We start from the raw sequence: 12,869 nt of genomic DNA, 5'->3' as shown, positions 1-12,869 counted from the left end.
ATATCAATATCATTTCTTATTTTTATCCGAGAAATTACTTAATTACACAGAATCGGAATATAGACAATTCTTATTCCTTTTCACATCAATGGGTTTTTTAGACTTTTGTCATATAGAAAACAACCATTCCAATAGAACATATTTACTATGTGAATATATTTAATGTTTTTATCGCGCGCAGTGTTATCACAGTAATAAATGATTTGCATCAAAAATGCGCCTTTCAGCGCCACGTATTTTTGGACAGCAAATTATAAAATCGCGTTTCAAAGTCAGTAACATGTTCTCTGTTCAGGCGATATGACTTTATGCCCGGACGACACGCCAGCCGCTTTACCCTTACGTTTAGTCGTGATACGTTAGATCACATGAACACGAAACGATCCAACGCTACGCAACGTCATCTCCGCTGGTGGCTGCCTTCCTGAAGGCGGCACGGATCACTATCCCTCTTTAAGTAGCCGCCGAAAGGCGGCTACTGTGTTTCGGGACGTCTTTCGGCTTTACAGTAAGCATAAAGGAGTCCTTAATGAACACCCTTCCTATCATTCTGACTGGCGATCGCCCCACCGGCTCGTTGCACCTCGGCCATTATGTCGGTTCACTGCGCCAGCGCGTCGCGCTACAGCAGGATCACCAACAGTATGTCCTGATTGCCGACCTGCAGGGACTCACCGATAACGGCAGTAATCCGCAAAAAATCCGCGATAATATTCCGCAAGTGTTAGCTGACTATCTGGCCGTCGGCATCGATCCCGCGCTGACGACGATCTGCCTGCAATCCGCGTTACCCGCCCTCGCTGAATTAACGGTGCTGTATATGAATATTGTTACCGTCGCCCGAGTCGAGCGTAATCCTACGGTAAAAAATGAGATTGCCCAAAAAGGCTTTACCCGTTCCCTGCCGGTCGGGTTCATGGCATATCCCATTAGCCAGGCGGCAGATATCACCGCCTTTAAGGCCGAAATGGTACCGGTTGGCGACGACCAATTGCCCATGATTGAGCAAACGAATGAGATCGTTCATAAGATGAATAGTCTTTTCTCCTCGCCGGTATTGCGACCCTGTCAGGCGCTCCTGAGCGATACGGGCCGTCTGCCCGGCATTGACGGCAGCGCCAAGATGTCGAAATCGCTCGGCAATACCCTGCTTCTTTCCGCCAGCGAAGAGACCATCCACCGTGCGGTCAGCGCGATGTACACCGATCCCAATCATTTAAAAATTAGCGATCCGGGAAAAATAGAAGGTAACGTCGTCTTTACGTGGCTGGATGCGTTCCATCCGGATAAAGCCAAAGTCGCGGCGATGAAAGTACATTATCAACAAGGCGGATTAGGCGATCGTGTCTGTAAAAATGAGCTGGAGACCTGCCTGCAAGAACTGATCGCGCCAATACGCGAACGGCGGGCAACCTTTATTGCGGATAAGGGAATGCTAATGGAATTGCTGAAAAAAGGTAGCGAGCGGGCGCATGAGGTCACTCAAAAGACGCTACAGGAAGTAAAACGTGGACTGGGTCTGCCCACGCTATTCCAGGTATAATCAGGCATCAACGTTGTCCAGCGGCCATGACTCAAACAGATAGCCATCAAAGTAGATGTCATCAACATTGGAAAACTCCAGCAGACGCTGCTTCACGTTTTCCAGGTGCTGCCACATCGCCAGCTTCGCTGCGCGGGCGTCTTTCTTAATTAACGCCGCGAGGATCTGTTTATGATCAACCAGCCACTCCTTACGGTAAAGCGTATCGCCCAGATGGCTATGAAGCTGGAGCCACATCGGATTATTTTCACGCCATTGCCAGGACTGGCGGAAGAGCTCTACCAACATACTGTTATGGGTCGCTTCGGCAATGGCCAGATGAAACTGCATATCGCCGCTTTCTGAGCCGCCCGGCGCGCTGGAGGCGAGCTCTCGCTCTTCCAGTTGTAACGCCTGGCGCATTTTAATGATGTCTTCGCGGGTGGCCTGCAGAGCGGCAAATTCAGCGATATTGCTTTCCAGCAACTGACGCGCCTGTAACAGTTCAAACGGCCCGGCGTCATTACAGTGATTGACGTCAGCGCCTTCCATCTCGTTATTATCCGCGCTGTCGAGCACGTAGATCCCGGCGCCGCGGCGGACTTCAACCAGACCTTTAATTTCCAGCATGATCAGCGCTTCACGCACGACGGTACGCGTCACATTGAGCCTCTCAGCGATCTCTCTTTCCGGCGGCAAGCGCTCCCCGGGGCGGTACGGCGTCTGAACAATCAGATCCCGTATCATTGCGCCCACTTCCTGGTAAGGTCTTTGCTGAGAAGTGTTTGATTTCATATTGGTCGTGCCCGTCCGATGCGATTTCCCGGTATCAGACTATAGCATTTGTAAAGAGGGATAGCACGCGTAGCACACCAAAAACGCGAAACTGGTCAACCAACAAAATAATAATGCGCCCCGTTTCGCTAATGAGGCCAGATGAAAGGAAAGGCAATAGACAATACACGACTGATGTTCCACCTTTAGCCCTGATGCCTGAATATGAACAGCATATTGGTTTACCAATATAAAATTTATCAACCAAAAATCAGGCCATAAAATGTGTCTGTACATTGACAGGAACAACGCCTCTGACATAGCGTGATCGGCGAAAATACAGCCGCTCTCTTTGTATCAAGAACGCGTTATGATAAAAGACACCGTGTTTTTCGCCCCAGGCGTATCCGGGGAAAGCAACGCCTCCAGTCTGTCGAGCCGCCATCGCCGGGCAGCGATTATTCTGCATGAAATTTATGGTATTAACGCTCATATCCAACGCGCAGGCCATGAATGGATGACGCGCGGATTCGACATCTATATTCCCGCGCTGTTTCCTCACCATACCCCCTTTCGCTATGAACAGCAGGAGGAGGCTTACCGTCACTTTTCAGCAAATGTCGGCTTTGATCCCGCCGTCATTACCACGTTACTCCACGATCTCAGAACGCAGTATGAGACGTTAATCGTTGTAGGATATAGCGTCGGCGCAACGCTCGCATGGCTAAGTGCAGCCAGTGGGTTATGCGATGGCGTCATTTGCTATTACGGTTCCCGTATACGCCAGTACCTTCATCTTGCGCCTCTCTGTCCGGCACTGGTTATTATCGCGCGTTATGAGCCGGCGTTTGATCCCCTCGCCATGCGACAGGCGCTGGAAAAGCGACCCCGGGTGCAGTGTAAAATGTACGATGCGCGGCACGGGTTCTGTGATGCTGATAGCGCCACCTTCGATGCCGCCTTATCGCATCAGGTAATGGACGATGTGAGCGCATTTATTCGCGACATCACCTGTGCAAACACATCGCCCGCTTTTCAGCTTTAGTGGAGACTTTTTTCAACGAGCTGTTCCAGTTTTTTCAAAGCCTGTATGTCTGCGGCATCAAGACCATAACGTTGCAGCGTTTCAGCGGGATGATAACTGACTAACGTTCGCCCATCGGCTTGCTGGCTAATGAGCACCCGAAATGGTAAATCCAGCGCCAGTTCGGGATGCGCCAGCATGAGAGGCGTTCCGCCTTTAGGATTGCCAAAGACCAGAACCGTTGTCGGCGGCATTTTCAGGTTAACATTCTGTGCCGCTCTGGCATGATCAAATTCCCCAAATAACACCAGACCGTGATCGGCGACAGCGTGCATCAACCGCGCTCGGGTCTGCAAATAGTCATAAGCGCTGTAGGTTTTAACCATGGTTATCGCTCCATCCTCTATTGCAAAGCCAGGCCTTATTAAGATTAACATCAGGGTTACCGCCAATAAAAAAGGCTTTAAAATAGTACTCATTCTTCTCTCTCCCTGACCCAATACCCATGAGTAAATGCGACACAGATGATATGCAGTTTAAAAATCAGTCATCGTACTGTACCCCTTATTATTGCACTGAACAGCTCATCACTAAAAAAAGCAGACGGCAGAACAAAAAATTCCGACGTCTGAACAAATTTAAATGAAGATGATGCAGTCTGACTGAGCGACAGCGCGATCATTATTATGGCGAGACACCATCTTCTTCAGCCCGCTGGGTAAGAAAAAATATACTCCGCTCAGTAAGATAATAGATACTACAGGCCAACTCTTCAGAGATACGGAGCATCATTGCGTAGTGATGATGCGATTTTTCTGGCGCCATCGGCAGAAATATTTCTGACTCCAGCACGTTACTTAAAAAATGAAATTTATGTGTATATTCAGCAGATATAACGCCTCGCGCCATAAGATTAGCCATTAGTGTATTTAAACTATCTTGTTCATGATACACGATACCTTTTCTCTCATGAATTCTGAGAAGAACGCTTCTGAAGGCTGCATGACATTCCTTTACGACACAGGCAAAATCATTAAGCATCAGGCGATTATACGCTTCCATAAGATCATATTCGACAAAGCCATACTCTCCAGGGGAGTACAAATAATAACATATGTTTTTAAGCCGTTTTATTCTGCGCAACCTTACAATTCTACCATTTTCATATCGATATTTTAAACCATGCTCATGAAATAGATTATTTAATTCACTAATCGCCTTATCCGGTTCTAACCCAAGCGTAACTTCATAGGTCCGAAGGTAGGTATCTATATAGTTAAAAGCAAGTTCAATGGTATCAATATGCTTTCTTTTATCATCTGTTTTTAATAACAGATTACTCATTTCATCCAGATATGACGTTGAATGCGCATATAAGGTGAATAAGCCATACTCTTTGCGCAACGTTTTACATATTCTTCGATAAACTTCATCAGAATGACTATTATGATAGCAGTATAATGTCATATCATAAAAAGAGGAGCAATTTCCTAGCGTATTGATAATCAATAATATTATTTGCTCGCGTATTTCTAACGGAATATCTTCATATAACAGATCGCTATGCCTTAGTGAGTATGGTCTAAAGGTGTGCATTCCTCCCCCTTTAACCGCAACAGAACAGATTACGCTATGGATAGCTTCACATTACTCTAATTCAGTGATTCAGGTATTAATATCAGCTCAACAGTGAGACATTTTTTCTTATTTTTTAATGGTGTTGCGTGAATATTTATTTACTCTACAGTTAATTATAACCCATCGCCCTTTGTCATTCTGCTGATCATCACTGGTGCGAAAATCTGGATTATCCATGGCATTCAGTCTTCACTGAATGCCACAGACAAGGGTTATTCAACTAAAGCTCACCTGTCCCTTAGCCCTGCTTTCATTCCGTTACGTCACTGCCATACCAGCACACTTAAACGTAAGGTGAGCTTATTGTTTTTATCGACGGGTCAGAACAATTCTTCGCCGGTCATACAGTGTTTCAACAGAGAGCTGCAAGTCATATTTCGCATTTTTCAGTTTTCGCGATTTAAGCATTTTCATCGTGACGCCACTTATTTGCCCTGTTTCAATCCGTCTCTTGATTTCGGCTGTGCTTAACAGGAGTTGCCTCTTCAAAATCGACAGCAGGCTGACCTGAAAAGAACGGGAAATCCTGACGCTAACACTGACCTGCTTGTGGGAGGCGATACTGACCAGCCACCGTTCCTGAATGTGAAAATCAGGCTGCCCCGATAATTCAGCATTGTTTCGCTTCAGGATCGCGTTGTCATAAGCAAAATATTGCACCGTGGCAGCATCATTCGCCATCAGTCGGCAATAAAGATCGCGGTTAATTTTGCTGACTGGCAGGCGCGAGAACAGGGAGATATTCCAGGTGTAATCGCAGTGTGTGCATTTATAGATACTCCAGACATCGAGTACCTTCTTTTGCGAATTAACCCGAAATGCCCCAGAAGGCGTGAAATCCCGTTTTACGCTGCATGAAGGGCAACGTTTCGCTATGCGCTGATACCCCACAGGAGTGACAGTCCATATGACTTTCATAACGTACCTTTTTTAACCCATACAAAACCGGATCCGAACTCAGCGGACCATAAATGTTTATGCATGAAAAATATTTAAGTGATATTTTTCAGTGGGTTAAAAAAAGATTTCCAACGCAACAACCCTGTCAATGGCTAAAAAGATACGTCGAGACTATCAAAGCGGCCATTATCGGGTATATGAGTTTAATCAATATTCATTATGGTAGCGGCGGTATCTATTCAACTGACTTACTAAACGCATGATCCTCCCTTTGAGATCACACTTTTCACTCCCGGTTATTCACTTACAGAAAACAGGTGTTATCATTCACGACGTAAATACCTTTCAACTCAACCCGAGGCTTTGATGCTGGAGAATGTCATCATCCGATAATCAGTTCCCCGACCTTTTCAGGCCGGACTGATTATCAATGCGCCGAAATCGAATGCGGACACCGCAGTGTGTTTGCACGTTTTGCCTATGATGATTAAACAGGTTCTTCAGTATGAATTTATCCCGTCAGGAACAACGTACCTTACACGTTCTCGCCAAAGGCGGACGCATTACGCACATCCGCGATGCGTCAGGCCGCGTCACCGCCGTTGAATGCTATAGCCGCGAAGGGCTGTTGCTTGCCGATTGCACGCTCGCTGTATTCAAAAAACTCAAAACCAAAAAGCTGATCAAATCCGTTAATGGTCAGCCCTACCGCATTAATACAACCGGGCTGAACAACGTTCGCGCCCAGCCTGACAATCGCTAAGGAGATGATGATGGATATCAGCGCCGTTATTTTTGCAACGCATCGCATTCGGCTATTACCCGATGAAGGCAAAATCCCCTGGGACGAGCCAGCCTTCAGCCAACGCATGCTGGAAAATCATCTGTCGCAGGACCACGACTGGGCCAGCCGCCGGCTAACCGTGATTGAGCAACAGGTAACATGGATTACCCGTCAGTTACCCGCTGGCGCCCGCATTCTGGATCTCGGCTGTGGACCCGGTTTTTATACCCGCCTGTTAGCGGAGCGTGGGTTTCACTGCACAGGCGTAGATTTCTCTCCGGCATCCATCACATGGGCTCGCCAGCAGGCGCAAGCCGCAAACCTGAATATTGACTACATTCAGCAGGATATTCGTACATACCACCCCACGGAACCTTTTGATTTCATTATGATGACGTTTGGGGAACTGAATGTCTTCAGCGCTGCGGATGCGCAAAGCCTCATCAGTCATTGCGCGCAGTGGTTGAAACCGGACGGCAAACTGCTTGTTGAAGTGCATACCTTCGATGAAGTTAAACGCCAGGGCATGGAGCAGCCAGGCTGGCAGCGTTGTCCGCACGGCCTGTTTCTTGCCGTGCCCCATCTGCTGTTAACGGAAAATGCCTGGGATGAAGAGGCCCAAACCAGCTCAACGCAGTTCTGGGCGATAGCGGAAAACGGCTGTACCACCCGTTTCGGCAGTCAAATGAAGGCCTGGCGCGATGATGAATATATCAGCCTGCTTGGTGATGCTGGCTTCACTGTGTTGCAGCGCCCGGACAGCCACACCTGGCCGGTCGGCGAGACTTTTGCAGGTAAGCTGTTTGCGCTGCTGGCTGAAAAAGCAACCACTTCTGAGGGTATTGCCCTCAGTAAAAGGAATAACCCAATGGATATCCCACGTATTTTTACCATTAGCGAAAGCGAACACCGTATCCATAATCCGTTTACAGCGGAAAAGTACGCCACGCTGGGCCATGCGTTACGCATGAAACCAGGCACGCGGATTCTCGATCTCGGTAGCGGTTCGGGTGAGATGCTCTGCACCTGGGCTCGCGATTACGGTGTTACAGGTACTGGCATTGATATAAGCCCGCTCTTCACCACACAGGCAAAACAACGTGCAGAAGAGCTCGGCGTCAGTGAATACGTACATTTTATTCATAACGACGCGGCCGGTTATATCGACGAGGAAAAATATGACGTGGCGGCCTGCGTAGGCGCTACCTGGATTGCGGGCGGTGTCGCGGGGACAATAGATCTTCTGGCCAAAAGCCTCAAACCTGGCGGGATCATTCTCATCGGTGAACCGTACTGGCGTCAGATCCCCTCAACGGAAGAGATCGCCCACGCCTGTGGCGTCTCATCCGTCGCCGATTTTCGTCCCCTGCCCGAGCTGGTCGCCTTTTTCGACCAACTCGGCTATGACGTAGTGGAAATGGTGCTGGCGGACCCGCAAGGCTGGGACAGATATGAAGCCGCGAAGTGGATGACCATGCGCCGCTGGCTGGAGGAAAACCCTGACGATGAGTTTGCGCAAGAGGTTCGAACAGAACTGACGGTAGCCCCCAAACGTCACGTCACCTGGACGCGAGAATACTTTGGCTGGGGCGTATTTGCGTTAATCGCGCGATAACGTGAAGCAGGAGGTATAGCCTACAAGAGGTATACCTCCATTTAAAAGTATTCAACAAATTAACGCGGCTCAAGGCGGGAATATATCGTCTTAGAGACTATCCCACCAGGCGTTATTGGCGCAGCCAGTTTGGACACGGACAGCGCGCAAAAACCGGAGCGTACACGTAGTACGTGAGGATTTTGAGCACTGCCCAGGTCCAAAATGGCAAGTAAAATAGCCCTAATGGGATAGGCTCTTAATTTCGCCATTAAGTTTCTGCCACAATATGTCGTAAGACGTGCAAGCGTTCCACCTCACCTGATGAGCGAAACCACCATCAATAAGACGTTATTGCTGCAATTCAATTATTAAGAATAAAAAAAGAACCAGAAGAAAATTATAAAATGACTTATCCACCATATTAGCTATTGTTAAAATCAAAGTAATCCCCCGTAAAAGCCGGATGTTTTTATTTCTCATAGACGAGAATTTATATATTATGATATAATGCGGCAGAAAAACATGCAGGTTATTAACCTGCCATTAATGTAAATAATTCTTTGAGGAGATGTTTCCAGTGGGACGTAAATGGGCAAATATTGTTGCTAAAAAAACGGCTAAAGACGGTGCAACGTCCAAAGTATATGCAAAATTTGGTGTAGAAATCTATGCTGCGGCTAAACAAGGTGAACCAGACCCGGAATCAAACTCAGCTTTAAAATTCGTTATTGAACGTGCGAAACAAGCACAGGTTCCAAAACATGTTATTGATAAAGCTATTGATAAAGCCAAAGGTGGCGGAGATGAAACGTTCGTACAAGGGCGTTATGAAGGCTTTGGACCCAATGGTTCAATGGTTATCGCTGAAACGTTGACGTCTAATGTTAACCGTACGATTGCTAATATCCGCACAATTTTCAATAAAAAAGGCGGGAATATCGGAGCGGCAGGTGCTGTCAGCTATATGTTTGACAATACTGGAGTGATTGTATTTAAAGGAACAGACCCTGACCATATTTTCGAAATTTTGCTTGATGCTGAAGTTGATGTTCGTGATGTAACCGAAGAAGAAGGAAACATCGTTATTTATACTGAAGCTACAGACCTGCATAAAGGAATCGCAGCGCTAAAAGCAGCTGGAATTACTGAATTTTCAACAACAGAATTAGAAATGATTGCTCAATCAGAAGTTGAACTTTCACCAGAAGATTTAGAAATCTTTGAAGGACTTGTTGATGCCCTTGAAGATGATGATGATGTGCAAAAAGTATATCATAACGTTGCAAACCTCTAATTATAAATTAAACAAATCTGTCTCTATGGCAGATTTGTTTAATTTATAAAGCTGTTAAAAAAAAGTCTCTCTGGCCGGGATCTCAAAAAATGCCTGGAACTAAAATGGGTCTATTTACATCCCCATCGCCGCTATGCTGAAGCTGATGGGGGAAAGATTTCCTTACTGAACTGATTTTGCGCCCGTAACCGGGCGCCATTTTTTCAGTTACAAATAATGCTTAATTTGTAACTATATAAACTAGTTAATCCGCTCATCTTCTTTACGAATATATGGACCAAAAGCCCAAGAATCATAATAAGGATGATAAATGAGTGTTTCATCAAACCGAACACTATAGGTTAATTTTTTAATGTTTTTACGCACTGCGCTTACACTAGGCAAACAATAAAGATAGTTAAGAAATTTTTCAATTGTTATCTCCCCTGTGCAATGCTCATAACCATCAATAATATTTTTTATTCTATCTCCTTCTTCATTATTTTGGAAAATCACCCCTGGCACACGTTGAAGAAAACTAGATAACGAATATTTATCGACAACAAACACATTATCGGAATGATATTTCCCTCCAAGCATAGTTGTTGTGACAATAATTTTATGAACACCTTTCGGTTGCCAATCTACCGGGAGATTGAACTCATTAATAATGATATCAAGATGGTTAAGATAGTGTGTTGAAATTCTGTCGATTTGTTCAATATAAGACCGCAATAATTTATTATTACCATCATAAATTAATGAACTATCTCCAATAATATTACACAATTGTTGATAATACTTGCCATAATAAATCGGCTGCCCATTTGATTTAAGCTCTGTAAAAATCAAATGATCATCAATAAGCATTACGCAATCACACTGAAAATTAGCATGTGTTTCAATGGGAGATGCTTTAATCCCAGCTGCACGAACCTGTCTTAAAAATTGCTGTTCATGGAATCGCCCCTTACCTGCCTGAGAGATTTTTTTTGATCCAAATAACGACATTAAAGAACGTGTAGCAGAACTATGTGCTATTAATGCTGGCATTAAGCATAATCCATCTACACAGGGAATGAATGGACAATCATTAAGATCATGTGACTTTGAATTAAAAGTAAAATAACCAATAACTTTTTTCGCCACATCCTCCGCCATACCTTTCCGTTTAAAAAAAGATAACCAATTTTCACGACTCTTTATTATCAGCCATCTGTCTACCTGTAATGGTATAGGTTTTTTGGAGGAAAATCTTTTCCTCAACTCTTCTTTGGATAACTCAACTAAACATTGATAAGCATGTACCCAATTATATAGTGATACATTACCATATTCTTCATGTAGATCGTCAGGTGACATATTTTCTAACTCACTTAAATGATGTGAGCTATAAATACCTTCAGGATTTAAATAAGAAGGCATACGGTTCTTAGCCCATTGCCTTAATTTAAGACCTTTTTTGCTTGAAGTGTGCATCTCACTATATAAATTAGATTCTCTCATCATCAATCTATTTCGGGCAATTTCATAGTCCTGATATAAACAAGAACCATCGACATCAAGAGAATATGTATCATTATCTTTTTTAGTAAATTCCGCATTACTCAATCTAAAAAAGTCACTTACCCTACTTAATGAGTCAAAAACATTCCATTCATCAAGATATTTTCTCATTGAAAGCAGAGTTTCTTTATCTATACGACAATTTAATTTTAAGGGTTCATTAGTACGTAAATGAGAGAATATTCTCCCAGAATAAGTCGCCACCTCATCAAATGCTCTATTCAACGTTCTGAAATACTCAATATCAGGTTCAGCATTAATATCTATATTTTCAGAGATAATAAACAAGGGGAAATTTTTCTTTACTTTGTTTATATCTTTTACCGTTATTAGTGATGATAGTGAAGATAAAAACATTTCACAAAACAGGATAAGATTAAGTGTTAATGAGTGTGTTCTCTTAATATCTTTACGCCAAATATTATTACATTTCGCAGACTTAAAGAAAGCGTTATTGACATCATGCATTATTTTACATTGGCGTTCAAATTCAGTTATTAAATCAATATATTCAGGAAACACATTCATCAATCCATTAACGCATAATTTAAACGTATTATTATATTCTTCCTCGATCTGAAATGAGTATCTATTTAAATAAATAGAAGATATTCTTAAAACATCCAGAGCCATATTAACATTGACATCTTTTCTTTTTATATATTCACAAAAAAAACAACAAAACTCATTGGTATCCTTGGCTATATTAATGATTCTATTAACATCGTAAACCTTACTCATGACCTTTACCCTTCTAATATTTATAGGTTATTTTAAAGCAATCCTCCACGCTAAAAAGTGATTTACCTCGAATATATCAAACCTTATAGAGCATAAAATAAAAAATCCGCAACAGTAGGTAATTAAAAAACCAACCAATTATATAAATAACATTGCCCCACTAAGATATAATTAAACTCAAAACTAAATCATTTATTTTTAATAAGGAAGTTACACAATATGATTCTACAAAAAAATGAAAGGTAGCCAAATCTTAAAGCTATTATTATTCGCTTATTTACTTTACTATTTTAACAACAATCACCTAATTTAAAAAAACATAAAACAATTGTCGGTAGTCCCTTCCCCTCCCATCCTGCACGCTCCTGTAAAAGCACTGTGGAGGATGCGATGAAACGACTGCTGACAGCTCTGCTCCTGTTTATTTTCAACGGCGTGGCCGCCGCCTCCCCTGCAACGCCAGAAGTCGTTCGCTACGACCGCTATCTGCTGGTCAACACGTCACCGCAACAGCCACTTCTGGAGCAGCTTACCACCCTGTCCGTTCCGCCTGGTTTTCATCCGACGGTCGGGGAAGCGCTGCAGTACCTGCTGCGCGACAGCGGCTGGTCCTTGTGTCTCGCCGATGCGCGCCGGGCGCAGCTTTATGGCCTCCCGTTACCGCTGAGCCAGTACAACACCGGTCCGCTGCGCCTGAAGGCCGCCCTGCAACTCCTGGCGGGCCCGGCATGGCGGATGACCACCGACGAAAACCGTCGCGAAATTTGTTTTGCCAGTGACAATTCCCTCCCCCCGACGGTGGCTTACCGTCATCCCGTGTTTCTCCGCCCTTTGGGGCCATTAACGGCCCCGTTTTTTCTCGCCGGGACCCTACAGCGCGGTGATATCCGCCTGGCGGTGATAGTGCCGCCGGATGCTGTTTACCTCCATCAGGTGGTATGGCTGCGCAGGGAAGACAGTGGCACGACTGGCGACTGGAGCGGATTGATGAGCGCCGGGCCATATTCCGTCACGGCAAACGCCAGCTGACGCTGAAGATGCCGGAGTAAG

At 44.6% G+C, this 12,869-nt stretch carries 11 protein-coding genes; 6 read left to right on the top strand and 5 right to left on the bottom strand.

The genetic code is table 11. The features are described 5' to 3' along the window. The first annotated feature begins 529 nt into the window (after positions 1-529). Positions 530-1,543 carry a tryptophan--tRNA ligase gene (gene trpS / locus ACLJPE_RS13510; RefSeq protein ID WP_001094612.1) on the top strand — a complete coding sequence of 338 codons (1,014 nt, stop codon included), beginning with the start codon at positions 530-532 and terminating at the stop codon, positions 1,541-1,543. Here trpS and uxuR read toward each other — a convergent pair whose 3' ends face one another. Then, complete coding sequence (gene uxuR, locus ACLJPE_RS13505) at positions 1,544-2,317, bottom strand: Uxu operon transcriptional regulator (protein WP_000841654.1); 774 nt, start codon at positions 2,315-2,317, stop codon at positions 1,544-1,546. A 349-nt stretch (positions 2,318-2,666) separates the two neighbouring features. Between uxuR and ACLJPE_RS13500 the strand changes: the two genes are divergently transcribed. Beyond that, the gene (locus ACLJPE_RS13500; RefSeq protein WP_023214699.1) at positions 2,667-3,341 is read left to right on the top strand and encodes a dienelactone hydrolase family protein; all 675 of its coding nucleotides are present in this window, start codon (positions 2,667-2,669) and stop codon (positions 3,339-3,341) included. On the opposite strand, the gene ACLJPE_RS13495 is transcribed toward ACLJPE_RS13500, so the two are convergent. The 3 genes from ACLJPE_RS13495 to ACLJPE_RS13485 all read right to left on the bottom strand — a co-directional run bounded on the left by ACLJPE_RS13495 (position 3,338) and on the right by ACLJPE_RS13485 (position 5,876). Beyond that, positions 3,338-3,799 (bottom strand): DUF302 domain-containing protein, encoded by a 462-nt coding sequence (locus tag ACLJPE_RS13495; RefSeq protein WP_023214698.1) that lies wholly within the window; start codon positions 3,797-3,799, stop codon positions 3,338-3,340. The two genes, ACLJPE_RS13500 and ACLJPE_RS13495, sit on opposite strands and share 4 nt — an antisense overlap. Positions 3,800-4,004: 205 nt before the next feature. After that, positions 4,005-4,916 (bottom strand): STM4504/CBY_0614 family protein, encoded by a 912-nt coding sequence (locus ACLJPE_RS13490; protein ID WP_023233295.1) that lies wholly within the window; start codon positions 4,914-4,916, stop codon positions 4,005-4,007. A gap of 351 nt (positions 4,917-5,267) precedes the next feature. Next, on the bottom strand, positions 5,268-5,876 hold the full coding sequence (locus ACLJPE_RS13485; RefSeq protein ID WP_000864859.1) for a DUF1062 domain-containing protein: 609 nt from the start codon (positions 5,874-5,876) through the stop codon (positions 5,268-5,270). Between the two features lie 487 nt (positions 5,877-6,363). Here ACLJPE_RS13485 and ACLJPE_RS13480 point away from each other — a divergent pair, with 487 nt between their 5' ends. The 3 genes from ACLJPE_RS13480 to ACLJPE_RS13470 all read left to right on the top strand — a co-directional run bounded on the left by ACLJPE_RS13480 (position 6,364) and on the right by ACLJPE_RS13470 (position 9,533). Then, positions 6,364-6,621, top strand: coding sequence for a YjhX family toxin (locus ACLJPE_RS13480; protein ID WP_001054380.1), 258 nt, complete (start codon positions 6,364-6,366; stop codon positions 6,619-6,621). Between the two features lie 4 nt (positions 6,622-6,625). Then, entirely contained in the window at positions 6,626-8,257 is a 1,632-nt protein-coding gene (locus ACLJPE_RS13475; RefSeq protein WP_077910054.1) for a class I SAM-dependent methyltransferase, read from the top strand. Between the two features lie 559 nt (positions 8,258-8,816). Then, a complete protein-coding gene (locus ACLJPE_RS13470) occupies positions 8,817-9,533 on the top strand; it encodes a YebC/PmpR family DNA-binding transcriptional regulator (protein ID WP_000532939.1) in 717 nt (238 codons plus the stop codon). Positions 9,534-9,773: 240 nt separating this feature from the next. Here ACLJPE_RS13470 and ACLJPE_RS13465 read toward each other — a convergent pair whose 3' ends face one another. Further along, positions 9,774-11,819 carry a hypothetical protein gene (locus ACLJPE_RS13465; RefSeq protein WP_023233293.1) on the bottom strand — a complete coding sequence of 682 codons (2,046 nt, stop codon included), beginning with the start codon at positions 11,817-11,819 and terminating at the stop codon, positions 9,774-9,776. 390 nt (positions 11,820-12,209) lie between these two features. Here ACLJPE_RS13465 and ACLJPE_RS13460 point away from each other — a divergent pair, with 390 nt between their 5' ends. Further along, positions 12,210-12,848 (top strand): putative type IV pilus protein, encoded by a 639-nt coding sequence (locus ACLJPE_RS13460; protein WP_023233292.1) that lies wholly within the window; start codon positions 12,210-12,212, stop codon positions 12,846-12,848. The last annotated feature ends 21 nt before the right edge of the window (positions 12,849-12,869 follow it).

It is taken from the genome of Salmonella sp. SAL04196 (assembly GCF_046550835.1).
Classification (GTDB): Bacteria; Pseudomonadota; Gammaproteobacteria; order Enterobacterales; family Enterobacteriaceae; genus Salmonella; species Salmonella enterica.
Note: the sequence above shows the minus strand (reverse complement) of the source record. Positions and strands in the feature narration are given on the sequence as shown.

Bases quoted from the DNA above. Each gene is read 5' to 3' on its own strand.
- trpS (WP_001094612.1), top strand. From the start codon at position 530: ATGAACACCCTTCCTATCATTCTGACTGGCGATCGCCCCACCGGCTCG.
- uxuR (WP_000841654.1), bottom strand. From the start codon at position 2,317: ATGAAATCAAACACTTCTCAGCAAAGACCTTACCAGGAAGTGGGCGCA.
- ACLJPE_RS13500 (WP_023214699.1), top strand. From the start codon at position 2,667: ATGATAAAAGACACCGTGTTTTTCGCCCCAGGCGTATCCGGGGAAAGC.
- ACLJPE_RS13495 (WP_023214698.1), bottom strand. From the start codon at position 3,799: ATGAGTACTATTTTAAAGCCTTTTTTATTGGCGGTAACCCTGATGTTA.
- ACLJPE_RS13490 (WP_023233295.1), bottom strand. From the start codon at position 4,916: ATGCACACCTTTAGACCATACTCACTAAGGCATAGCGATCTGTTATAT.
- ACLJPE_RS13485 (WP_000864859.1), bottom strand. From the start codon at position 5,876: ATGAAAGTCATATGGACTGTCACTCCTGTGGGGTATCAGCGCATAGCG.
- ACLJPE_RS13480 (WP_001054380.1), top strand. From the start codon at position 6,364: ATGAATTTATCCCGTCAGGAACAACGTACCTTACACGTTCTCGCCAAA.
- ACLJPE_RS13475 (WP_077910054.1), top strand. From the start codon at position 6,626: ATGATGATGGATATCAGCGCCGTTATTTTTGCAACGCATCGCATTCGG.
- ACLJPE_RS13465 (WP_023233293.1), bottom strand. From the start codon at position 11,819: ATGAGTAAGGTTTACGATGTTAATAGAATCATTAATATAGCCAAGGAT.
- ACLJPE_RS13460 (WP_023233292.1), top strand. From the start codon at position 12,210: ATGAAACGACTGCTGACAGCTCTGCTCCTGTTTATTTTCAACGGCGTG.